The 22,236-nt window shown below is 48.3% G+C and carries 19 protein-coding genes, 1 other RNA gene and 1 other annotated feature; of the genes, 3 read left to right on the forward strand and 17 right to left on the reverse strand.

Annotated elements, in window-relative coordinates:
• Positions 1–105 precede the first annotated feature (105 nt).
• From ACXAGL_RS00795 to ACXAGL_RS00835, 9 genes are all read right to left on the reverse strand, one after another.
• Complete coding sequence (locus ACXAGL_RS00795) at positions 106–1,173, reverse strand: AI-2E family transporter (protein WP_474989433.1); 1,068 nt, start codon at positions 1,171–1,173, stop codon at positions 106–108.
• Positions 1,174–1,179: 6 nt separating this feature from the next.
• Complete coding sequence (locus ACXAGL_RS00800) at positions 1,180–1,356, reverse strand: hypothetical protein (RefSeq protein WP_169516199.1); 177 nt, start codon at positions 1,354–1,356, stop codon at positions 1,180–1,182.
• Positions 1,357–1,404: 48 nt separating this feature from the next.
• On the reverse strand, positions 1,405–2,226 hold the full coding sequence (locus ACXAGL_RS00805; protein WP_474971209.1) for a sugar phosphate isomerase/epimerase family protein: 822 nt from the start codon (positions 2,224–2,226) through the stop codon (positions 1,405–1,407).
• Between the two features lie 13 nt (positions 2,227–2,239).
• The gene (gene recD2 / locus ACXAGL_RS00810) at positions 2,240–4,570 is read right to left on the reverse strand and encodes an SF1B family DNA helicase RecD2 (protein ID WP_474969068.1); all 2,331 of its coding nucleotides are present in this window, start codon (positions 4,568–4,570) and stop codon (positions 2,240–2,242) included.
• 21 nt (positions 4,571–4,591) lie between these two features.
• Complete coding sequence (locus ACXAGL_RS00815) at positions 4,592–5,251, reverse strand: tetratricopeptide repeat protein (protein WP_474969069.1); 660 nt, start codon at positions 5,249–5,251, stop codon at positions 4,592–4,594.
• Positions 5,252–5,337: 86 nt separating this feature from the next.
• A complete protein-coding gene (gene mnmA, locus ACXAGL_RS00820; RefSeq protein WP_474971207.1) occupies positions 5,338–6,450 on the reverse strand; it encodes a tRNA 2-thiouridine(34) synthase MnmA in 1,113 nt (370 codons plus the stop codon).
• Positions 6,451–6,470: 20 nt separating this feature from the next.
• Positions 6,471–7,610, reverse strand: coding sequence for a cysteine desulfurase family protein (locus ACXAGL_RS00825; protein ID WP_474989435.1), 1,140 nt, complete (start codon positions 7,608–7,610; stop codon positions 6,471–6,473).
• A gap of 18 nt (positions 7,611–7,628) precedes the next feature.
• Positions 7,629–8,048 (reverse strand): cysteine metabolism transcriptional regulator CymR, encoded by a 420-nt coding sequence (cymR, locus tag ACXAGL_RS00830; protein WP_027955302.1) that lies wholly within the window; start codon positions 8,046–8,048, stop codon positions 7,629–7,631.
• Positions 8,002–8,685, reverse strand: a complete 684-nt coding sequence (locus ACXAGL_RS00835; RefSeq protein ID WP_474969072.1) for a YczE/YyaS/YitT family protein — start codon at positions 8,683–8,685, stop codon at positions 8,002–8,004. The genes cymR and ACXAGL_RS00835 overlap by 47 nt, the downstream gene beginning before the upstream one ends.
• Positions 8,686–8,803: 118 nt before the next feature.
• Here ACXAGL_RS00835 and ACXAGL_RS00840 point away from each other — a divergent pair, with 118 nt between their 5' ends.
• Complete coding sequence (locus ACXAGL_RS00840; protein WP_027955300.1) at positions 8,804–10,078, forward strand: replication-associated recombination protein A; 1,275 nt, start codon at positions 8,804–8,806, stop codon at positions 10,076–10,078.
• An 83-nt stretch (positions 10,079–10,161) separates the two neighbouring features.
• Positions 10,162–10,821: an RsfA family transcriptional regulator gene (locus ACXAGL_RS00845; RefSeq protein ID WP_474969073.1), complete on the forward strand. Its 660-nt coding sequence runs from the start codon at positions 10,162–10,164 to the stop codon at positions 10,819–10,821.
• A 51-nt stretch (positions 10,822–10,872) separates the two neighbouring features.
• Here the strand turns inward: ACXAGL_RS00845 and ssrS are convergent.
• From ssrS to hisS, 3 genes are all read right to left on the reverse strand, one after another.
• A non-coding RNA gene (ssrS, locus tag ACXAGL_RS00850) (6S RNA) lies at positions 10,873–11,065 on the reverse strand.
• 66 nt (positions 11,066–11,131) lie between these two features.
• The gene (gene aspS, locus ACXAGL_RS00855) at positions 11,132–12,913 is read right to left on the reverse strand and encodes an aspartate--tRNA ligase (RefSeq protein ID WP_474971203.1); all 1,782 of its coding nucleotides are present in this window, start codon (positions 12,911–12,913) and stop codon (positions 11,132–11,134) included.
• Position 12,914: 1 nt separating this feature from the next.
• Positions 12,915–14,195 carry a histidine--tRNA ligase gene (hisS, locus tag ACXAGL_RS00860; RefSeq protein ID WP_474989437.1) on the reverse strand — a complete coding sequence of 427 codons (1,281 nt, stop codon included), beginning with the start codon at positions 14,193–14,195 and terminating at the stop codon, positions 12,915–12,917.
• 66 nt (positions 14,196–14,261) lie between these two features.
• Positions 14,262–14,482: a binding site (T-box leader), on the reverse strand.
• 161 nt (positions 14,483–14,643) lie between these two features.
• Between hisS and ACXAGL_RS00865 the strand changes: the two genes are divergently transcribed.
• Positions 14,644–16,158 (forward strand): SH3 domain-containing protein, encoded by a 1,515-nt coding sequence (locus ACXAGL_RS00865; RefSeq protein ID WP_474989439.1) that lies wholly within the window; start codon positions 14,644–14,646, stop codon positions 16,156–16,158.
• A gap of 56 nt (positions 16,159–16,214) precedes the next feature.
• On the opposite strand, the gene dtd is transcribed toward ACXAGL_RS00865, so the two are convergent.
• From dtd to ACXAGL_RS00890, 5 genes are all read right to left on the reverse strand, one after another.
• Positions 16,215–16,661 carry a D-aminoacyl-tRNA deacylase gene (dtd, locus tag ACXAGL_RS00870; RefSeq protein WP_474969077.1) on the reverse strand — a complete coding sequence of 149 codons (447 nt, stop codon included), beginning with the start codon at positions 16,659–16,661 and terminating at the stop codon, positions 16,215–16,217.
• Positions 16,662–16,676: 15 nt separating this feature from the next.
• Complete coding sequence (locus ACXAGL_RS00875; RefSeq protein ID WP_474969078.1) at positions 16,677–18,881, reverse strand: RelA/SpoT family protein; 2,205 nt, start codon at positions 18,879–18,881, stop codon at positions 16,677–16,679.
• Positions 18,882–19,017: 136 nt separating this feature from the next.
• Positions 19,018–19,530: an adenine phosphoribosyltransferase gene (locus ACXAGL_RS00880; RefSeq protein ID WP_027955293.1), complete on the reverse strand. Its 513-nt coding sequence runs from the start codon at positions 19,528–19,530 to the stop codon at positions 19,018–19,020.
• Positions 19,520–21,853, reverse strand: coding sequence for a single-stranded-DNA-specific exonuclease RecJ (gene recJ, locus ACXAGL_RS00885; RefSeq protein WP_474989441.1), 2,334 nt, complete (start codon positions 21,851–21,853; stop codon positions 19,520–19,522). Before recJ ends, ACXAGL_RS00880 begins: the two co-directional genes overlap by 11 nt.
• 56 nt (positions 21,854–21,909) lie before the next feature.
• Positions 21,910–22,230, reverse strand: a complete 321-nt coding sequence (locus ACXAGL_RS00890; protein WP_474989443.1) for a LapA family protein — start codon at positions 22,228–22,230, stop codon at positions 21,910–21,912.
• Positions 22,231–22,236 lie beyond the last annotated feature (6 nt).

Below are 22,236 nucleotides of genomic sequence, written 5' to 3' on the forward strand. Positions count from 1 at the left end.
CCGGGAACACGCCTCTCTGTCCATGAATAAAGCACCTACTCGTTTCCTTCATCGTTTTCTTCGTTCAAAAAGTCTACGCTAAGCGTAATTATAGGGAAGTGTACTTCATCTGTCAATATGGAGCCTTCCAGCCCGTACTTCATCGATAATCACCTTCAGACACGTCAAAACCGGCACAGCCAGAATCAATCCTGGAATCCCTGCGATCTCCCCTCCCAGTAGAAGGGCGAAGATGATGAACAAAGGGTGGGTGTGGATACTCCGGCCCATAATGTAGGGTGATAATAGGTTCCCTTCAATCACTTGAATCAGGATGACAACGAGAAGGGTAAGGAGCAGGCTGTTCACCGACACGGTTACAGCGACCACAACAGCAGGAACAGCCCCAAGGATCGGACCGAAATACGGGATGATATTGGTGAGGCCCGCAATCAATCCGAGAACGAGCGGATAGGGAAGATCGATCAGCCAAAAACCAATAGCTGCCAGCACACCGACAACAAGACTGATGAGCAGCTGCCCCCGGATGTAGCCGCCAAGCGAGTGATTCAGCTGTACAGCCAGACGCCCGCCTTCCCTGTGCCACGTTCGCGGAAGCAAGGTGAGTAAATACCGTCCGATCATTTTGTAATCCTTCAAAAAATAGAAGGTCATCACAGGAATAACAGCAAGCAGCAGAATCATATTGAAAAGACCGCTGATTCCGGTAAAAACCGTCATCACTTTTTGACTGATCCATCCTTCAAAAGCTTCAAAACGCTGATCCAGTTTTTTATGAATCCCGTCCGGCAGCCGCTCGGTCTGGGCATACCACTCCTTCGTCCAGCCTTGATACGATTCCACAAGAGCTGGAAGATGCTCATTCAAAAGCTTCAATTGATCCAGCAGCCTCGGGATCCCTTTATAAAGTCCATAGCTCGCCAACGTAAAAAAAGCCAGAAAGATGACCAGAATGGCTATAGGCCGGGGGACACCGGTTTCCTCAAGTCCATGGACCAGTGGATGAAGCAGGAGCGAAAGCACGAGGGCCGCAGCAAAAGGGAGAAGAACCTTCCCGATCACTGCCAGCCCCTGCTCATAATAAGGAAAAAGCCAGGCCAGAAGCAGCAGGGACAACAAGGTAATAAAGAAGATGGTTAATCGTTTGAGCCACTTGGAAGAACGCTCACCCATGAAACATCAGGATCCCTGTTGGTAAAAGATATCATTCAGAGAACTGAGACTGCCATCCTCTTCGATCTGGTTGATATTGATTTTCCCATCCTCGACTGAAAGCTCCAGACAGCAGTTCCAACAGTAATACTGTTCACTACCGATTTTTCCCAGGTTTTTATTGTTACAATTCGGGCACCGCATAGGACATACTCCTTTTTTTACCCTTCAGTATGTCCTCATCACGGAAATTCATACCCCGCCGAGCACGTCCTTCACCCAGCGGATTCCTTCGTCCACTTCTTCGGGTGTTGGATTCACGTGCGGCGTATGTTCGAATATGAAGTATTTCCCCCTGCCTTCACCAAGCATCTGCAGCATTGGCTCCATGTCATACGCCCCATTCCATTTCCCTTTGTCCGGATGAAGCGGAATCCAGAAATACTTGTCTTCGATATAACAGACATTGTGAAGGTGTACGACAGACGTAAAAGGCAGGAGAGGCTCCACATACGCGCGCCAATTCTCCCCTGCCGCCATCCGGTAGTCTCCAAGATCGACACAGATATCCAGATCATAACGCTTCCACAGTTCAACAGGAAACCGCCACAGGTATTCCATCCCTTTACCTGAACGGTTCCGGCCGAGCTTGGGCTCACAGACAATTGGCAGAGCATAGGTTTCTTTCAATCTATGTAAAAATTTCAACCCTTCTTCGATTTTTTGAGAAGGGCTGGTTGAGGTTCCCGCAAAATAGGGAAAATGAACAAGCACATAGGCCGCCCCGTGCGCAGCAAGGCGGGCGACTTCCTGCTCAAATGCCTCCCTGGCCTGCTCCGGGTCCACAGCGACATGTTCAATCAAGTCGTACTTGCTCCTTCCCCTGATTAAAGGGGAGTGGATGCCGAAGCTTTCGAGGTGATGATCGTCGGTCATCTGCCTGAACGTCTGATAGGAGGCTTCATCCGGGAATTCACCAATTTCGACATGGTCCAGGCCTCGTTCAAATAAAAAAGAAAGCTGATCCGGATCGGATAATATCGTACTTCCTGACAGTCCTAATCTATGATTCAATGCAATCCCCTTCCTACATAAAGTCATAAGGAGACAGCTGCTCTTCTTCCTCTTCGGGCTGGATCTCAGGTGTGCTCTGTTCCTGCAGCTTGTCTTTAAGTCTTGTATACCGCGTATTCGTATCGGTCGTCCGGACTCCATCTAAAAAGGCGTCTTTGTCCCCGCAGATGATCAGGGACTGTTTGGATCTTGTAATCGCCGTATAGAGCAGATTTTTACGCAGCATCCGCCGGTAGCTCCTCACGACGGGAAGAATAACGATGGAAAACTCACTGCCCTGCGACTTATGAATCGACGTACAGTAGGCATGCATAATGCTGTTCAATTCCTTCTTAGGATACACAACTTCCTTCCCGTCAAAATCTACGACAACCTGTTCGACACCATCTACGTTTTCCTCCTCGCGGAAAATGGCCGCTACTTCCCCGATATCGCCGTTGTAGACACCATCATCCGGCTGGTTGACAAGTTGGATCACCTTATCCCCTTTACGGTAAGTCACTTCAAAATGCTTTAAATCACGCTTCTGCTTCTTTTGCGGGTTCACTGTCTGCTGGATCGTTTCATTGAGCTTATGGATCCCGACATCGGTCCGGTACATCGGGGCGAGCACCTGGAGCTCCTTCGCATCGATGCCTTTATCCATGGCTTTTTTTACAATGTTCGTTACAAGGTCGGCCAGCTGGTGTTCTTTGGCCGGGATAAAGTTGAAATCATGTTCTTTTTGAAGCGACGCCTGGGTGCACGCATCATTTTTAATCTCATGGGCCAGCTGGATGATTTTGGACCCTTCCTTCTGTCTGTACACTTCGGTCAGTTTGGAAGAAGGCACCTGCTCAGAAGCCAGTAAATCTGCGAGCACCTGTCCGGGACCGACAGAAGGCAGCTGATCTTCATCTCCTACGAGAAGGACCTGCATGTCGTTGGGAATGGCACGGAAAAGCTGGTTGGCCAGCCAGATGTCCACCATTGAAAATTCATCCACGATCAACAGCTTTCCTTCCAATGGATTGTTTCTGTTCCGTTCAAAGGAGTCGTGACCATCCCATCCAAGGAGGCGGTGAATCGTACTCGCCGGCAGTCCCGTCGATTCGGTCATCCGTTTAGCCGCCCGTCCTGTCGGGGCAGCAAGAATGAACGGAAAAGTCTTATCCCCGTTGTAATCCTCCGGGTCCACCGTTTCCTCGTTCAAGGAAGCATACGTATGGATAATTCCTTTAATTACAGTGGTTTTTCCCGTTCCCGGCCCGCCGGTAAGAATCATCAACTTGGAGGTAAGAGCTTTTTCGATGGCATTGAACTGATCTTCCCCGTAGCTCATCGCCTCTTCCTCTTCCAGATCACCGATGATCTTCATCAAGTCCGCCTGCGTGTGTGTGACTTCAACCTCTTCCTCCATGATCCGCTCGATGTGACCGCGGAAGCCGTTCTCTGCAAAATAAAGAGAAGGAAGATAGAGACGGTCATCTTCGATGTAGATGAACTTATCTCCGCCAAGGTGGATGATCTGCTCAGACAGCTGATCGAAAGTGATGGCTGTGTCAGACCCATGGTTCAACAGGCTCTCCACCTGGACAAGACATTCCTCCGTTGGAAGATAGACGTGGCCGGCACTCATGCTTTTCTGCATCACATACAGACACCCGGCCCTTATTCTCGTGGGGTGGTCGTAGGAGAGGTTCTGCATCCGTGCCATCTCGTCCGCCCGGTGGAAACCGAATCCTTCTACGTGAAAGACGAGCTGATAGGGATCCTCTTCAATAATGGAAAGCGTCCGATCCTTGAACGCTTCATAGATTTTCTGAGAAAGCTTCAAACCGAAACCGTACTGGGACAAATGAATCATGACGTGCTCAAATCCCTGATGCTCTTTCAAAGCCTCATAAAGCTGATCCGCCCGTTCCTTCGGCAGTTTCGGAACTTGATCCAGCACTCCCCTGTCCTCGAGAATACGGCTGACCGCTGTTTCACCAAGGGTCTCTACCACCCGTTCGGCGGTTTTTTTACCAATCCCGTGAAACAGGTCACTGGAAAGATATAAGATGAGGCCGTCCTTTGTTTCAGGAAGCACCCGGTTATACATTTCCACTACATACTGCTTCCCGAATTTCTTATGATCTGTGAATGATCCGTGGAAGATATAGGTCTCCCCTTCTTCCAACGGTGAGAAATGCCCTTTGATGACGAGCGTTTTTTCTTCAAAGGCCTCATTCGTCTCCTTCACGTTGATAGAGGCGATGGAAAAATGCTCCGACTCGTTGTGAAAAATCATCCGATTGAGCTCCCCTTTGACATAGGGACGTTCTTCTTCATTCATTTCGCTAAAAAAGGATTGTTGAGTCATATCCATCGTTCTCCTTCGTTCTTACTCGTTTAACGCCTGTTCCACCTGGCTTTTCGCATGAGCGGCGAGCATGTGCTCGGGATTGATCTCCAGTGCCTGTCGGAAATGATCCAGGGCTTTATGGGCATCTTCCTTATGAAGCGCCGCTACGCCCAGGTTATAATGGGCATCACTATGCTGTTCCTCCAATTGTAGCACATGATTCATCACCTTTTCAGACGCATCGATCTGTCCGTTCTGTGCGAGACACAGCCCATACTGGAACTGAACATCCACGTCTTCCGGAGCCAGTTCAGCTGCCCGTAAAAGGTAAGGCAGAGCCAGTTTGACATACTCCTGATGAATGAAGGTCATGCCGAGCATAAAGTGAACATCGGCTTCCTCCAGACCGTTTTTCACAGCAAGAAGGAACTGCTCCTGCGCTTTCGTATATTTTTCCTGCTCATAGTAAGCATTGCCAAGACCATAATAAGCGGTGGCTGCCGTTTCATCGATTTCAATGGCTCGGTTGAAGAAGCGCACGGCCCTTTCATTATCGTTCATATGCATCAAGAGGTTTCCGAAGTTGATATACCCGACCGGCTCTTTCGGATTTTCATCGATGGCTTCTGTGAAAAGCCTCGCTGCCTCTTCATAATTGTGGTTCTGCATTTCCTGGATCCCCTGTTTCAATTTATCCATGTTATCCACTCCTTTTCCAACGTTCATTTTAATACGAATTCCATAAAAAAGTCATGCCCCTCCCAAGATGGACATGACTTTTTTTATTATCCTACATAATTGAGGGCTGTATCCTCTTTCAATACTGTGTCAATGGTGGCACCACCAAGGCAGACATCCCCATCATAGAAAACGACGGCCTGACCAGGAGTGATTGCACGCTCTGGTTCGTGGAATTCCACTTTCCAGTTACCATTTCCGGCCGGATGCACGGTCACACGGCTGTCATCCTGGCGGTAACGGAATTTTGCTGTACACTCGAACGGAGCTTCCGGTGCTTTTCCACTCGTCCAGTTCGCTTCTGAAGCCATCAGACCATCAGAGTAGAGCGCATCATGGTGGAAGCCTTGTCCGACGTAAAGAATGTTAGCTTCTACATTCTTCCCAACGACGAACCATGGATCACCGGCGCCGCCGATTCCAAGCCCTTGGCGCTGTCCAAGCGTATAGTACATCAGACCGTCATGCTGGCCTTTCACTTCTCCATCCAAGGTTTCCATACGTCCCGGCTGTGCAGGGAGAAATTCACTTAAGAACTCTTTGAAGTTCCGCTCCCCGATGAAGCAGATGCCGGTGGAATCTTTCTTCTTGGCTGTTGCCAGATCATTTTCCTCGGCGATGGCACGCACTTCTTTCTTATCGAGGTGCCCGAGCGGGAACATGACTTTAGACAATACATCCTGGGACAGCTGATTCAGGAAGTAGGTTTGGTCTTTGTTGTTATCTTTCCCGCGCAGCATTTCATACTGTCCATCATTTTCACGGACCTGCGCGTAATGGCCGGTAGCCAGGTAATCGGCCCCAAGCGACATGGCGTGATCCATAAACGCTTTGAACTTGATTTCTTTATTACACATGACGTCCGGGTTCGGAGTCCGGCCTTTTTTATATTCATCAAGGAAGTAAGTAAATACTTTATCCCAGTATTGTTTCTCAAAATTCACGGCATAATACGGGATGTCCAGCTGGTTACAGACACGGATCACATCCTCGTAATCCTCTGTTGCTGTACAGACGCCGTTCTCATCTGTATCATCCCAGTTTTTCATAAAAATACCCACAACGTCATACCCCTGCTCTTTGAGCATCAAGGCCGCCACGGAAGAGTCCACTCCTCCACTCATACCGACGACGACGCGCGTGTCTTTCGGTTCTTTCATTATCTTTCACCTTCCTTAAATCAAGCGAGACGCTTGATGATCTGGCTGATCTTCTCAGCCGCTTCTATCACGTCATCCTCATTATTAGCCAAACCAAAACTGAAGCGAATCGAATTTGTCGTTTTCGGATGACCGGTTCCGAACATAGCTGTCAGCACGTGGGAAGGCTCTACAGAACCTGCTGTGCAGGCACTTCCACTCGATGCAGCAATCCCGGACAGGTCGAAATTCGTAAGCAGCGTTTCCACGTTCATTCCTGTAAAACTGATGTTCACAATGGAAGCCGCTGTTGTTTCTTCCTTTCCGTTCACTTCAAACGCTACTTCTTGATCCTTCAATGTCTGGATAAAGCTTCTTTTATAATGAAGATACTTTTCCTGATACGTCGAACGCTCAGCTTCCATTACTTCAATCGCCGCCTGAAGCCCGCGGACCGCCGGCACATTTTCTGTACCCGCCCGGCGTTTCCGCTCCTGCTCTCCTCCGTACTGCTGGGAGGAAAGAACGGTACCCTCCTTCACATAAAGGAAGCCGACGCCTTTAGGTCCGTTGATTTTATGACCGGACACAGCAAGAAGATCTACACCGAGTTCCTTCACATCCATCTCCATCAACCCGTAGGCCTGTACGATATCGGAGTGAAAGTAAGCCTGATGGTCTTTTAACAATTCTGCTGTCTCTGCAATCGGCTGGACAGCCCCTGTTTCATTGTTGACCATCATGATTGAAACGAGGATGGTATCCTCCCTTAATGCCTGTTTGATGTCCTCAAGTTGTACGAGGCCGTTTTCATCAACAGGGAGGTAGGTCACATCAAAACCTTCGGTTTCTAAAAATTCGACTGCATGTAATGTAGCATGATGTTCAATCGAAGTGGTAATGATATGACTTCCCTTAGCTTTATTGGCGCGGGCCGTTCCGATGACAGCCAGATTATCCGCCTCCGTACCGCCGCTTGTAAACACAATTTCCTTTTCATCCGCATTCAGACTGGATGCCGCTTTACGACGCGCCTTGTCCAGGATGCTTCTTGCTTTCCTTCCAAACTGATGAACACTGGAAGGATTCCCGAACGTCTCCTGATAGACAGGCACCATCGCCTCCACCACGTCTGGATGGACAGGTGTCGTCGCTGCATGATCCAAATAAATGGATTTCATAGAGTTCCCTCCCATGAATCAAATGTAAAACATGTAGGCGTCCTGCGTCTGGTCGTCTACATGATCTTTTAAGTCTTCCAGGGTTGTCGTATCCAGCACATCTTTGACGGCATCCCGGACTCTTTTCCATAAGGCCTGTTTGGCAGGCTCCTCATTTTCTATGCCTTCCACAGGAGTGATCGGTCCCTCAAGGACACGGATGACATCCCCGGCAGTAATTTCGTGCGGGGCTTTGGTCAGCATGTAGCCACCGTAAGCTCCGCGGACACTTTTCACCAAGCTGGCATTCCTTAGTGGAGCAATCAGCTGCTCCAGATAGTGCTCGGACAAATCATTATCCCTGGCAATCTGTTTCAGGGAAATCGGACCGTCCCCGAACTTTCTTGCCAGTTCAATCATAATGGTCAGCCCGTAACGGCCTTTCGTAGATATCTTCATATAGTTCACCCTTCATTATTAAAAACTGCAGCCATCTTTTTGCATGAGGCAGTGTGTATCCTACAAATGTACCCAGAAATAAAGCAATGAATACAGTCCCTGCTCCAACAGGGCCACCCAGAAGAAAACCAAATACAGCAATGATGATTTCTATTCCATTCCGGACATTCGATACCTTCCATCCGGTTTTCTCAGTAATCAACAGCATCAGACTGTCTCTCGGACCTGCTCCAATTTCAGGAGCCACATAGATTCCGATACCAAGAGCAGTGACAAAGATTCCTGACACAAATACAAGAAGCTGCATCCATAACATGTGAGGTTCGGGCAGCAGCCAATTAAAGAAATCAATAAATACACCTATAAAAACCATATTTAAGATGGTCCCGATCTGCGGCCATCTTTTCTGAAGTACAGAACTTACAACGACAATGAAAAGACCGGCGATAATGGACCATGTCCCAACTGTCAGACCCAGCTGCAGGAAAAGGCCGTAGTGAAACACGTCCCATGGACCGATCCCGAAGTCCTTGACCTGCATAGTCATTGAAATGCCCATTCCGAGGATGATCAATCCCATACAAAAAAAGCTCCAGCGAAGCCACAGGGCACGCTTTTTATTCGTGGTCGATTGCACGGCCATCCTCCTCTCTCTATTATACCAAACGCTATTATAGCATGGATGGCAAGTCCCTTGCATTTTATGTGCAATCATTCTACGCTTACATTTATCACCCCTTAAAGGAGAATGAACCATGAGTCAGCAACCTCTTGCCTACCGGATGCGTCCGGAAGATATTCATGAAATCATCGGGCAGTCCCACCTCGTTGATGAGGGAAAAACGATCAACCGAATGGTCAAGGCCGGCCGCCTGGCTTCGATGATCCTGTTCGGACCGCCCGGGACAGGTAAAACATCGATGGCAACGGCCTTAGCCAAGAGTCTACGTATTCCTTTTAAAATGTTGAACGCTGTTACAGATAAGAAAAAAGATATGGAGGCTGCTGTCGAAGAGGCAAAAATGCACGGCCGGCTCGTCCTTATCCTTGATGAAGTGCACCGCCTGGATAAGGCGAAGCAGGATTTTCTGCTTCCCCATCTGGAAAATAACCGGATTACCTTGATCGGTTGTACAACAAGCAACCCTTATCATTCCATCAACCCGGCCATACGCAGCCGCTGTCACCTCTTCGAACTCCAGAAATTGACGATGGATGAAATTAAACAGGCCCTTACCCGTGCGGTAGAAGACGACGGGAAAGGGCTCGGGCATTTATCGATTGAAATCAGCGACGACGCACTCGATCATCTGGCAGGGGCTTCAAACGGAGACCTACGCTCAGCTATGAACGGCTTGGAACTCGCCGCCTTCTCCACACCGGAGAACAACGGAACCATTTCCATTGATCTTGAAGCCGCCGAGGAATGTATGCAGAAAAAAAGCTTTTCCCACGATAAGAATGGAGATGCTCATTACGATGTTTTGTCAGCCTTTCAAAAATCAATCCGGGGCAGCGATGTCAACGCATCCCTGCATTATCTCGGCCGTTTAATCGAAGCAGGTGACCTGGACAGCATCGCCAGAAGACTCGTTGTTATCGCTTATGAGGACATCGGTCTGGCCAATCCACAGGCAGGCCCAAGAGCACTCGCAGCCGTCGAAGCAGCGGAACGGATCGGTTTTCCGGAGGCGCGGATCCCTTTATCGGTAACCGTCACAGAACTCGCCCTGTCACCAAAGTCCAACAGCGCTTATAAAGCACTGGATGCCGCGTTATCTGATATCCGTAAAGGAAAAAGCGGCGATGTTCCCGCTCATTTAAAGGATGCGCATTATAAAGGAGCAGAGGCACTGGGACGTGGAATCGGATATCAATATCCACATAACTATGACAATGCCTGGGTCGATCAGCAGTATCTGCCGGACACATTGAAAAATAAGCGGTATTATGAACCGAAAAAAACCGGAAAATTTGAACAGGCTCTGGAGCAGGTATACAGCAGGATTAATAAACAGCGGACCACCTGAGTATATTCCTGCCTTATGTTGGCTACACTACTACTAAATCTGACAAACTATTACCTTTTCAATTAGATTTAGGAGTGATGAAGATGCCTAAAGTAAGGCAGGATGCCTGGTCTCATGAAGATGATTTACTTTTAGCGGAAACAGTGCTGAGGCACATCAGAGAAGGCAGTACACAACTGAAAGCTTTCGATGAGGTCGGTGATCTGTTGAACCGGACGTCTGCAGCCTGCGGGTTCCGCTGGAATGCTGAAGTCCGCCAGAAGTACGAACAGGCGGTTGAACTGGCAAAAAAACAGCGCAAGGAAAAGAAAAGGAAAGAGGCCAAAGAACAGCAGGCGTATCAGAAACCTCAGCCGGCCGCATATTACCCGCCTTCTCCTGATCCGGAAGATTTCAGACTTCCAGATCAGGAGAAGGCAGAACCCGCTCCCCCTTCGATGGCTCTCCAGGAAGAGATCGGCTTGAACGAAGTCATTCAATTCCTTAAGGAGCTTCAGCAGGAATCTTCCGGCCAGACGGATGTTCAGGCCCGCCTCGATGAATTGGAGAAGGAAAATCAATCCCTTTCCGAGCAGAACACGCAGCTTCATAGAAAGCTGGAATCCGTGACAGAAGATTATCAGGCCTTGATTCAAATTATGGACAGAGCCAGAAAAATGGTTATGTTCGATGAATCTGAACAGGAGTACAAGCCGCAGTTCCGCATGGAAAAGAACGGGAATCTCGAAAATATCGCCAGATAAATACAAAAGAGGAGCTCTCTATTCAGAGAGCTCCTCTTTGTGCATAAAAAAACCAATCCCAATCGTGCCGTTGCATCATGAGTTTTGAACCCGCTCCAGGCAGGTGGGTGCCCTGTTCCACATTTCTTGCGTCCTCCCATCAGTGATGGTTATGAGGCGTGCATTCCATGTGGAAACACCAGGCTCCCGTATCAAAAATGTTCGGTCAAAACGTACATTCGAACAACGTACACATCAGGATTGGTTTCTTTAATTTTGTAAATTCATCTTAGCATATTTACATGAGCTTATCAAGAATGAAGATGAAAATTTACTGGTCAGACTTTAATGTTTCCGACGGCTTCAGTTGAAGATGAAGTTCATCCAGCTGAGCTTCACTGACCGCGCCGGGAGCTTCCGTCAATAGATCGGACGCAGAGGCCGTTTTAGGGAACAGAATGGTATCCCTCAAGTTTGTCCGTCCGGCAAGAAGCATGACAAGACGGTCAAGACCAAAGGCAATTCCCCCATGTGGAGGCGTCCCATATTCCAAAGCTTCAAGCAGGAAGCCGAATTGCTCTTCCGCTTCTTCCCTGCTGAATCCAAGCACATCAAACATTTCATTCTGCATTTCTTTTTCATAAATACGAAGGGAGCCTCCACCAAGCTCATATCCGTTAAGCACGATGTCATATGCTTCTGCCATCACATCACGAGGGTTCTTTTTCAATTCCTCCAGATCCCCGCCGGCAGGCATCGTAAACGGGTGGTGAGCTGCGAAATAGCGGCCGGCTTCTTCGTCATATTCAAATAGCGGCCAGTCCGTCACCCATAGGAAATTGAATTTTGTTTCATCAATCAGATCAAGACGGCGGGCTAGCTTTTGACGCAGCGCACCGAGGCTGTCCCAGACAACATCTGTTTTATCTGCAACGAACAGAAGCAGATCCCCGTCTTCAGCCTGAAGCTTCTCACGGATGGCCCCGGCTTCTTCTTCGGCGAAGAATTTAGCAATTGGACCGTTGAATTCCCCGTCCTTCACTTTCAGCCATGCCAGTCCTTTCGCTCCGTACACTTTGACGTCTTCGGTCAGCTTATCAATATCTTTTCTGGAAAAGGCATCCGCCTGTGCCTTCACATTGATGGCGCTGACCTGTCCTCCGGATGCTACTGCACTATGGAAGACTTTGAATCCGGAATCCTTCACAACGTCTGAAAGATTGACCAGTTCAAGTCCGAACCGGGTGTCCGGTTTGTCTGAACCAAATCTTTCCATCGCTTCTGTGTAGGGCATACGTACGAACGGCGTCTCAATATCAAGTCCTTTGACTTCTTTCATGACGCGCTTCATCATACGCTCTGTCATGGCCATGATATCCTCTTTAGTCATAAAGGATGTTTCAATATCCACTTGAGTGAATTCGGGCTGACGGTCGGCACGAAGGTCTTCATCACGGAAACAGCGTGCAATTTGATAATATTTTTCAAAACCTGAAATCATCAGCAGCTGTTTAAATAACTGAGGGGACTGCGGCAGCGCATAAAACTCACCCTCATGTACACGGCTCGGAACAAGGTAGTCACGGGCCCCTTCCGGCGTGCTCTTCGTAAGCATCGGCGTTTCCATATCCAGAAACTCCTCTTCGTTAAGGAAGCTGCGGATGGACTGGGTCGTCTGGTGACGCATTTTGAACGTTTCCTGCATTTCTTTTCTTCTAAGATCAAGATAACGGTATTTCAAGCGGAGGTCCTCAGAAACCTCGGACTGCTCTTCGATCATGAATGGGGGAGTTTTAGCCTTGTTAAGGATCGTCACTTCCTGAGCAGCGACTTCAATTTCCCCAGTTCCAAGATTCGCATTGACCGTCTTAGGATCACGTGCAACCACATGCCCCTTGACTTCCAGGACATACTCACTTCTTACGTCTTCCGCTGTCTTGAGAGCTTCTGCGGATGTTTCAGGGTTGAACACCACCTGTACCAGTCCGGAACGATCGCGCAGATCAATGAAAATTAAACCGCCCAGATCCCGACGCTTCTGCACCCAGCCTTTTAAAGTAACTTCCTGTTCTAGATGTTCTTTGCGGATTGTTCCGCTTTGAGTTCGTGTCATCTTACTTTCCTCCTGCCATCTGTTCTTTCATATATTCAATCACCGAACCAAGTTCGATTTCCTTCTGTTCACCTGTGGCCATTTCCTTCACATTGATGACCCCGTTTTCGAGTTCCTGTTCTCCCAGCACGAGTACGTATTTCGCATTCAACCGATCCGCCGACTTGAACTGGGCTTTCATTTTCTTACCCAGATAATCCTTGTCGACTTGAAGGCCGGCCAGACGCATGGCATCGGCAAGACGGACCGCTTCGACCTGTGCTTCGTCGCCAAGAGCTACGACATAACAGTCCAGGTCCTCATCGACAGGCAGCTCAACACCTTCAGCCTCCAGAGCCATCAGAAGGCGTTCAATGCTCATTGCAAAACCGATGCCGGACGTTTCCGGGCCTCCGACTTCCTGGACAAGCCCTGTGTAACGGCCGCCTCCGCTTAATGTCGTAATCGCACCGAACCCTTCTGCTTCACTCATGATTTCAAAAGCGGTGTGATTGTAATAATCAAGACCGCGTACAAGATTCGGGTCAATGACATATTCAATACCCATCGCATCCAGGTAACTTTTCACTTTCTCAAAATAATCTTTAGAATAAACATTTAAGTATTCCAGGATGGAAGGAGCCGTTTCCATGGCCGGGTGATCCTTGTCTTTTTTACAATCCAGCACACGCAGCGGATTTTGATCAAGGCGTACCTGACAATCGGAACAAAGCTCTTCACGATGCGGGTCGAAGTGACGGACAAGCGCCGCCCGGTGAGCTTCACGGCTTTCTGCATCCCCAAGACTGTTCAATACCAGCTTCAAGGAGGAGAGGCCGAGTTCCCTGTAGGAATTCAAAGCAAGGGACAGTACTTCTGCATCGATCGCCGGATCGTCGCTTCCGAGTGCTTCAATGCCAAACTGAACGAACTGGCGCATTCTTCCCTGCTGCGGACGCTCATACCGGAACATCGGCCCCATGTAGAAGTATTTGGACGGCTGGTTCGGCAGGCCGTATATTTTGTTCTGGACGTAAGCACGGACTACAGAGGCGGTGCCTTCCGGACGAAGGGTAATACTGCGCCCCCCACGGTCTTCAAAGGTGTACATTTCCTTTTGTACGATATCTGTGCTGTCGCCTACTCCCCGCTGAAACAATTCTGTGTGTTCAAAAATCGGGGTTCTGATTTCTTTATAATTAAAGCGGCGGCACAAATCCACCAGCTTCTGCTCTACGTACTGCCATTTTTCTGATGTACCCGGCAGGATGTCCTGCGTACCTCTCGGTGCATTGATCGTCATTAAAATTCCTCCTGTCATTTCAACCATTTTTTCCCACAAAAAAATCCGTCCCTTTTCCTGTTACAGAAAAGGGACGGATTTAACCGCGTTGCCACCCTGATTGGAGCTTCCTGCAGCTCCCGCTCAAAACAGTTAACGCCTGTGTACGTCTATGCCTACTCTAAGGATTTCGACATAGAACCTAAGGAATGTCTTTCGCCTGCACGTGACGGGGGGATACTTTCAGCCTATGGTATTCCCTCTCTGTCCGCATGGGTGCTGATTACTTTTTCCCTCAACGGTTTTTTCGTTTCATGTTAGAATTGATTTCTATCATATATTCTCCTTTCCACTTATGTCAAGTTGATGCTTCGATAAAAGTATGAAAAAAATTCACAAACTTTGAAGGATAGAAGAGCCTTTTGTCGAATAGTGAAAGGAGCTTATAGAAACAGGAGGTGGGAAAATATTGAAAAAAGGACTTTTTCTTATTGTCTTTTTATTAGCAGCTTTCAGCATGCTGGAAGCTGAAAGCAGGACGGTGCATGCGGATCAAGCCGTCATTCAGGTGGATTACCTGAACGTAAGAACAGGTCCTGACACAAGCTACAACCGGATCGGCCAGGTGCATGCCAACGAAACGTACACCATCGTCAAGCAGCAGAACAACTGGCTGAAAATCAACTGGAATGGAAAAACCGGGTGGGTGGCTGAATGGCTCACCACTGTAAAGAAGGAAACCTCACAGGCTTCCGGTACGTACTATTCCAAGTATGATTACTTAAGGATCCGCTCTTCGGCGGGACTGGACGGAAAAATCAAAGGGTACTTGATGAAGAATGATGTCGTAACTCCGCAGAAATCCAGCGGAAAATGGGTGTATATCCAGCACGGCAGCATCAAAGGCTGGGTGCATGGGGATTATCTTGCCCAGAAGAAATCATCCACGTCTTCATCCGGGAACTCATCATCCAATGAAAGTTCCGGCAGTCAATCAGTTATTGGAAAAATTAAAGTGGACACACCGGTCCTGAATGTCCGCAGTCAAAATTCAACAAAAGGGACCATCCTGACGCAGATTAAAAAAGGCGAGGTTTATGAATACATAAACGAAAAGGATCGCTGGTACCAGATCAAGTGGGGGAACGGCCGGACAGGCTGGGTGGCCGGCTGGCTCGTCGATCCTGTGAGCGGAAACAGCTCCTCAGGGACGACAGCCGCGGATGCAGCCGTCACTCTGGACTACAACTACACCAATATCCGCAGTGGTCCATCGACAGGATATAAAGTTGTAGGACAGGCTCATAAGGGCGATCAATTTGATGTCATAGCAGAAGAAGGACGCTGGTATAAGATCAAATTCAACGGCAGTACAGCCTATGTCGCCGGATGGATTGTTACAGAAACAACAAAAGGTGCCCAGCACACCAATTATTCTTCAGGATCTTTGAAAGGAAAAACGATCATGCTTGACCCCGGTCACGGCGGGCGTGATTCCGGCGCCGTAGGAAGAGCCGGGAGTTACGAAAGTGATCTGACATTGAGTACCGCTCTTATTTTGAAGAAGCAACTGGAGCAGGCCGGCGCGGACGTCCTGATGACAAGAAGCAGTAATGAATATGTCGCTCTATCAGCGAGAACTTACTATTCCAACGCTTCCAGTGCCGACGCATTCATCAGTCTTCACTACAATAGTGCTCCTTTGTATATTTCAGCAACCGGATTGAATACGTACTATTATCATTCCAAAGACAAAAAACTTGCCTCAGCACTTCAGGCAGGCATGGTCCAAAAAACGGGATTGAGAGACCGCGGAATTAAATACGGCAACTTCCATGTGATCCGCGAGAACCAGAAACCATCTGCACTATTGGAGCTTGGCTTCATTTCAGATGCCCGTGAAGAGCAGACCGTACGTACATCCTCCTACCAGCAGAAAGTCAGCCAGGGGGTTGTCCAGGGACTTATTCAATATTTTAAATAAGCCGGACTTATAACAAAACAAAAACAGCTGCGGGAACGATTCCCGCAGCTGTTTTTTTATCGTTCTTTACTATCCAGAATAAGAGTGACAGGTCCTTCATTCGTTAACTGCACATTCATCATCGCTCCGAAAGAACCGGTTTCCACCTGCACACCCTGATCCATCACCATCTTATTAAAGGACTCATAGAGCTGAGCGGCTGCATCGGGCCGGGCAGCCCCCATAAAGTTCGGCCGGCGGCCTTTACGCGTATCCCCATACAACGTGAACTGGGAGATGGACAGCATCTGCCCCTCGACGTCCTTAAGAGAATGATTCATTTTCCCGTTCTCATCTTCAAAGATCCTCAAATGAGGAATCTTATCTGCTAAATACCGGGCGTCTTCCTCTGTATCTTCATGTGTAACCCCAAGCAGGATTACGAGACCACGCTCGATCCTTCCAACCGTTTCATTTTCAACAGTAACAGAAGCATCAACCGCACGCTGGACAACGGCTTTCATCTTCTATTCCCCTTTTTACTGCATAACACGGCGTACCGTGTATACTTCCTGTATTTGTTTGATCCGTTCTACGATCTTCCTTAGATGATTCGTGTTCTGAATTAAAATCGTAATGTGGATGGTCGCCATTTTATTCCGGTCTGATTTACCCGAAACAGCAGTAATATTGGTTTTCGTTTCATTGACCGCCTGGAGCACTTCGTTCAACAGGCCTCTCCGGTCGTAGCCCCAGATTTCCAAATCGACATGATACTGTTTGGAATCGGTGACCGATGTCTCCCATTTCACCGGTAGAAGACGTGTCTGTGCTTCCTCTGCATGCACGTTCGGACAGTCGGTACGGTGAACCGACACTCCACGCCCTTTGGTAATATAGCCGATGATATCGTCACCAGGTACCGGGTTGCAGCACTTGGAAAGCCGCACTAACAGGTTGTCGACACCTTCCACTCGGACACCGGAATCCTTCTTCCCTTTTCTGGAAGGCTTCTTGATTTCCGTTGTGCTTACATCAGCCAGGGTCTGTTCAAGATCCTGCTCCTTCTGCTTCTGCTTCCTTATCTTCTCCGTAAGTCTGGTCGCAATCTGAGCGGCAGTTATGCCCTGGTACCCGACAGCAGCAAACATATCTTCTTCATTGGCAAAATTGAACTTCTCAGACACTCGGTTCAAGTTGTCCTGCGTATACACATCTTTCGGTTGAAGACCGAAGTTCCGGATTTCGCGCTCCACAAGCTCTTTCCCTTTGGACGTGTTTTCGTCCTTCTGCTGCTTTTTGAAGAACTGCTTGATTTTGTTTTTGGCCTGAGATGTCTGGGCCAGCTTAATCCAGTCTTTCGAAGGGCCGTACGCATGCTTGGACGTCATAATTTCCACAATGTCGCCGGTTTTCAGTTCATAGTCCAGCGGCTCCATTTTTCCGTTGACCTTGGCGCCGATCGTCTGATTCCCCACTTCTGTGTGAATACGGAAAGCAAAGTCTACGGGTACAGAGCCGGAAGGAAGTTCTATGACGTCGCCCTTCGGCGTGAAGACATAGACCATGTCGGAAAAGAGGTCGACTTTCAACGATTCCATAAACTCTTCGGCATCATGGGTTTCACTCTGCCACTCCAGAATTTCACGGAACCATGTCAATTTCTCTTCAAACGATTGTCCGGATACCGTCTGCCTGCCTTCCTTATAAGCCCAGTGAGCGGCAATTCCGTACTCGGCAATTTCATGCATTTCATGGGTGCGGATCTGAACTTCCAGCGGGTCACCTTTCGGGCCGATCACCGTTGTATGAAGGGACTGGTAGAGGTTTGGCTTCGGCATAGCAATGTAATCCTTGAAACGGCCGGGCATCGGTTTCCAACAGGTATGGATGATTCCAAGAACTGCGTAACAGTCCTTTATGCTGTTCACGGTAATTCTAACGGCTAACAAGTCATAGATTTCATTGAACTGCTTGTTCTGAAGCACCATCTTCCGGTAGATGCTGTACAGATGTTTCGGCCTTCCGTTTAAATCAGCACCAATGTTCACATCGTCGAGCTGTCCACGGATTTCATCGATCACTTCTTCGATGTAATGCTCCCTTTCGTTCCGCTTCTGCTTCATCAAGTGAACAATCCGGTAATACTGCTGCGGATTTAAATACCGGAGCGCTGTATCTTCCAGCTCCCACTTAATCGTCGAAATCCCAAGGCGGTGGGCAAGCGGAGCGAAAATCTCCAGCGTTTCATTGGATATTCTCCGCTGTTTTTCAGCTGGAAGGTGCTTCAGTGTTCTCATATTATGCAGGCGGTCAGCCAGCTTAATAAGGATGACACGCATATCCTTCGCCATAGCTACAAACATTTTCCTATGGTTTTCCGCCTGCTGAGCTTCCTTGGACTTGTATTTGATTTTACCTAATTTGGTAACGCCATCGACAAGCATGGAAACCTCTTCATTGAAAGCTTCTTCAATCTGCTCCAGTGTAATATCCGTATCCTCCACGACATCGTGAAGGAATCCCCCTGCAACCGTTTCGGGATCCATTTCCAGATTGACCAGTATCCCTGCAACCTGAATGGGGTGGATAATATAAGGTTCACCGGATTTGCGGAATTGACTGCTGTGCGCTTCTTCTGCGAACGCATAGGCACGGCGGATAAAAGCCAGGTCCGACTCGTTTAAATACTGACTCGCCTGTTCTATGACCTCTTCAGCAGTTAGAACTGTATCTTTCGCCATTCAATCACCCTGATTCCTTTAAGACTTTCTAAAGTTATTTGTCATCATTATCAAAAAAAGCACCCTCTTTGTAAAGTCATACACTTCAAGCGCTTGTAAAACAAAGAGCGCCCTAAAGAAAGGGCACTCTTTTCTATTAATATTGCATCAATGTCAATACGTCATTGTTTTTCAATTTTTCACGGCCATTCAAATACGTAAGTTCAATTAAGAACGCGCATCCGGCTACTTCTCCACCCAGCTGCTCAACAAGGTCGATGGTCGCTTCAATCGTTCCACCGGTAGCCAGCAGGTCATCAACAATCAAAACACGCTGACCAGGCTTGATGGCATCCTTGTGAATAGTCAGGACATCTTTGCCATATTCCAGACCGTAATCCACTTTGATGGTTTCACGAGGGAGTTTCCCTTCCTTACGTACCGGTGCAAAGCCGATTTCAAGAGCATAGGAAACCGGGCATCCTACGATGAAGCCACGCGCTTCCGGACCTACGACAATATCAATTTCCAGCTGTTTCGCGTACTCTACAATCTCATCAACAGCGGACTTGAAGGCAGGACCGTTATCCATCAATGGGGTGATGTCCTTAAACTGGACACCTTCTTTCGGCCAGTCCTGTACGATTGCAATATGTTCTTTATAATCCATTAACTACTTCCTCCTTGACTTGCTTCGAACGTTGGTTCAGATAGCGGTCGAACCATTCCTTCAATTCTTTATATGTGGAATAATATAGCGTTTGTTCCATTTTCAACTGTTCTTCGCGTTCGATATAAAGCGAAGATTCACGTAAATCTTTTTGAGATGGTTCGGATTCAACCGTTAAAATCCCATCTTTTATTTTAACAAACTGAAGTTCAAAAAACACCTCTGAAATAAATTCCACCATGGATCGGTCCCAGCCTTTTCTTCCGGCCAGAAGATCCGCTTCTTTTTTCATGTCAAAACGGCCGCGCTTCAACAGCATACCATAAAACCATTTGAAGTGGTCCCGTGACGGCCATGTTTTTAGGAAGGTACTCTCTTCCAGGTGATAACAGGCATACACCTTTTTCACTTGCACGGCCTCCAGCATGGATGTCAGTTCTTTCATTTCCCGCGGCAGATCAAGAATCAGAAGGCCGTCCCACGAAGATTCATCGATGACCTGTTCCGGTTTCAGAACGGGGAGGTCGAACGGAGCTGCCTCTTTATCTTGAAAACTAACAGCCCCATACTTTTCCCTGGGTGGGACAGCTATATTTTTTTCAAGATGCCTGGACCCGCGGTGATCAAAAAGCTGCCACTCTGACACGCTGATATCCCTGATCATGACCTGAAGGTTTTTCCGTCCATTCCACTCATTGACACCCAGCTCCCCGACAAAATCAATAACAGCATGCGGTGACAGCTGTGTATACAAATCTCCAAGGCCAAAAGCAATGCCGTCCACTTTTACCTGCTCACCTTGGAATTGAAATTTCAGATGGTTTTTCTTACTTCCTATCAACCGTACTTCTTTAGGGGTATGCTTGAGATGAAACAAAGGCTTAGGGTTACCCATACCGAACGGCCGGAGCTGATCAATTTCTTCAATCTGCTTCAAAGAGACATCGTCCACGGCTACTGTGGTTTCTATGTCAAGCACCTGATGGTAATCGTCTGCAGACAGCTTTTCCCTTGCAATACCGATCAAGTCGTCTCTCAAGGCATCCAGCTGATCCAGTTCTACGGTCATTCCCGCTGCCTGGGCATGTCCACCGAAATGAAGGAACCGGTGACGGACTTCCATACAATTGGTAAACATATCAAAAGCATCGATACTACGGGCCGAACCTTTGGCTACCCCTTTTTCGGAATCAATGCCAAGAACGATGGCGGGCCTGTCAAACTGACGGACAAGCTTGGAAGCTACAATACCGAGCACACCCGGGTTCCAGCCTTCCTTGGCTACAACGATGACTTCATCAACCACGCCTTGTTCATTCACAACCATCTCTTCTGCCTCTTTGGCAATGGCTGCGACGATTTTTTGACGCTCCTGATTCAACTGGTTGATAAAACCGGCTGTTTCCTGAGCCTCTTCCAAACTTTCGGACAACAGAAGGTCAACCGCCGGAGCAGCGTCCTGGAGACGGCCGACAGCGTTGATTCTCGGGCCGATGGTGAAACCGATCGTTTCCTCATCCATCTCCCCTTCAATCGAGCAGACATTACGGAGAGCCTGAATTCCCGGCCTTTTGGACTGGGAGATCGCTTTTAGACCAAAGTAGGAAAGGACACGGTTCTCATCAACAAGAGGGACAAGGTCCGCAATGGTGCCGATGACCACAAGATCAAGAAAATGCTTCGGACATTCTCCTAAAAGAGCGTGAGCGAATTTAAAAGCAACGCCGACGCCTGCCAATTCCTGAAACGGGTAATCCGCCGAGGTTTTCGGATGGACGATGGCAAACGCATCCGGCAGGGTTTCCTGCACTTCGTGGTGATCGGTAATAATTAAATCCAGACCCAGTTCTTTAGCAAACGCCGCCTCTTCGACAGCAGCAATTCCTGTATCGACAGTTATAATGACGCCGTACCCGGAATCGAAGGCAAATTGGAAGGCGTCCTTGTTCGGACCATAACCTTCTGTGAAGCGGTTGGGAATATAAAAGTCGCATTCCACGCCAGCCTCTCTCAGCGCCTCAATCATAAGCGTAGTGGAACTGACCCCGTCTGCATCATAATCGCCGAACACAAGAACAGGCTCCCCGGCTGAGGCAGCCTCTTTCACGCGTGCAACAGCCTTTTCCATCCCTTCCATCAGAAATGGATCATGGAGTTGTTCAAAAGACGGGTGCAGGAAACGCTGTTCCGCTTCCGGCTCAAAAATCCCCCGCTTTTCCAGCAGTTGTTTCGTAAGCGGCGTCAGCCCGCCCGGGCGGCTGCTTCTATCTCCCTGGACCGGATCGTTATATGTAATTTTCCATTTCATCTTACTTTCTATCATAAGTTCACCCCTGACCCATCTATTATACAAGAGCGGGTCAGGGGTAGCAAATGCAATTATGTGAAGTTTTCCCTGGAGTTATTCTCTTCACCGGCTTCAGAGGCGGGCTCTGTTTTCTCTCCGCTTTCCTTCTCGAATGCCTGCAGTTTTTCCAGTAAGGAACGTTTCTCTTTTCTTAATCTGAAGTAGCGGACCGCCCCTACAGAGGCTGTAGCAAGACCTCCAAGGAGCACGGAAACGAGAATCACAAGAATTAAGGGAGCCTCCCCGGTTCCGAATAGATAATTGACCTGCACAGACTCGACGTTGATAACCGCGAACACAGCAATCACAACAGCAAAAATAAGAGCTGAAATAATATACGTTTGACCTTTCATAGAGCA

Source organism: Halobacillus sp. ABA4_118, from assembly GCF_056160205.1.

Bases quoted from the DNA above. Each gene is read 5' to 3' on its own strand.
- mnmA (WP_474971207.1), bottom strand. From the start codon at position 6,450: ATGAAAGAACCGAAAGACACGCGCGTCGTCGTCGGTATGAGTGGAGGA.
- ACXAGL_RS00840 (WP_027955300.1), top strand. From the start codon at position 8,804: ATGAGTCAGCAACCTCTTGCCTACCGGATGCGTCCGGAAGATATTCAT.
- ACXAGL_RS00875 (WP_474969078.1), bottom strand. From the start codon at position 18,881: ATGGCGAAAGATACAGTTCTAACTGCTGAAGAGGTCATAGAACAGGCG.
- ACXAGL_RS00795 (WP_474989433.1), bottom strand. From the start codon at position 1,173: ATGGGTGAGCGTTCTTCCAAGTGGCTCAAACGATTAACCATCTTCTTT.
- recD2 (WP_474969068.1), bottom strand. From the start codon at position 4,570: ATGACTCAACAATCCTTTTTTAGCGAAATGAATGAAGAAGAACGTCCC.
- dtd (WP_474969077.1), bottom strand. From the start codon at position 16,661: ATGAAAGCCGTTGTCCAGCGTGCGGTTGATGCTTCTGTTACTGTTGAA.
- aspS (WP_474971203.1), bottom strand. From the start codon at position 12,913: ATGACACGAACTCAAAGCGGAACAATCCGCAAAGAACATCTAGAACAG.
- recJ (WP_474989441.1), bottom strand. From the start codon at position 21,853: ATGATAGAAAGTAAGATGAAATGGAAAATTACATATAACGATCCGGTC.
- cymR (WP_027955302.1), bottom strand. From the start codon at position 8,048: ATGAAGATATCTACGAAAGGCCGTTACGGGCTGACCATTATGATTGAA.
- ACXAGL_RS00880 (WP_027955293.1), bottom strand. From the start codon at position 19,530: ATGGATTATAAAGAACATATTGCAATCGTACAGGACTGGCCGAAAGAA.
- ACXAGL_RS00800 (WP_169516199.1), bottom strand. From the start codon at position 1,356: ATGCGGTGCCCGAATTGTAACAATAAAAACCTGGGAAAAATCGGTAGT.
- hisS (WP_474989437.1), bottom strand. From the start codon at position 14,195: ATGACGATCAATGCACCGAGAGGTACGCAGGACATCCTGCCGGGTACA.
- ACXAGL_RS00845 (WP_474969073.1), top strand. From the start codon at position 10,162: ATGCCTAAAGTAAGGCAGGATGCCTGGTCTCATGAAGATGATTTACTT.
- ACXAGL_RS00815 (WP_474969069.1), bottom strand. From the start codon at position 5,251: ATGGATAAATTGAAACAGGGGATCCAGGAAATGCAGAACCACAATTAT.
- ACXAGL_RS00890 (WP_474989443.1), bottom strand. From the start codon at position 22,230: ATGAAAGGTCAAACGTATATTATTTCAGCTCTTATTTTTGCTGTTGTG.
- ACXAGL_RS00825 (WP_474989435.1), bottom strand. From the start codon at position 7,610: ATGAAATCCATTTATTTGGATCATGCAGCGACGACACCTGTCCATCCA.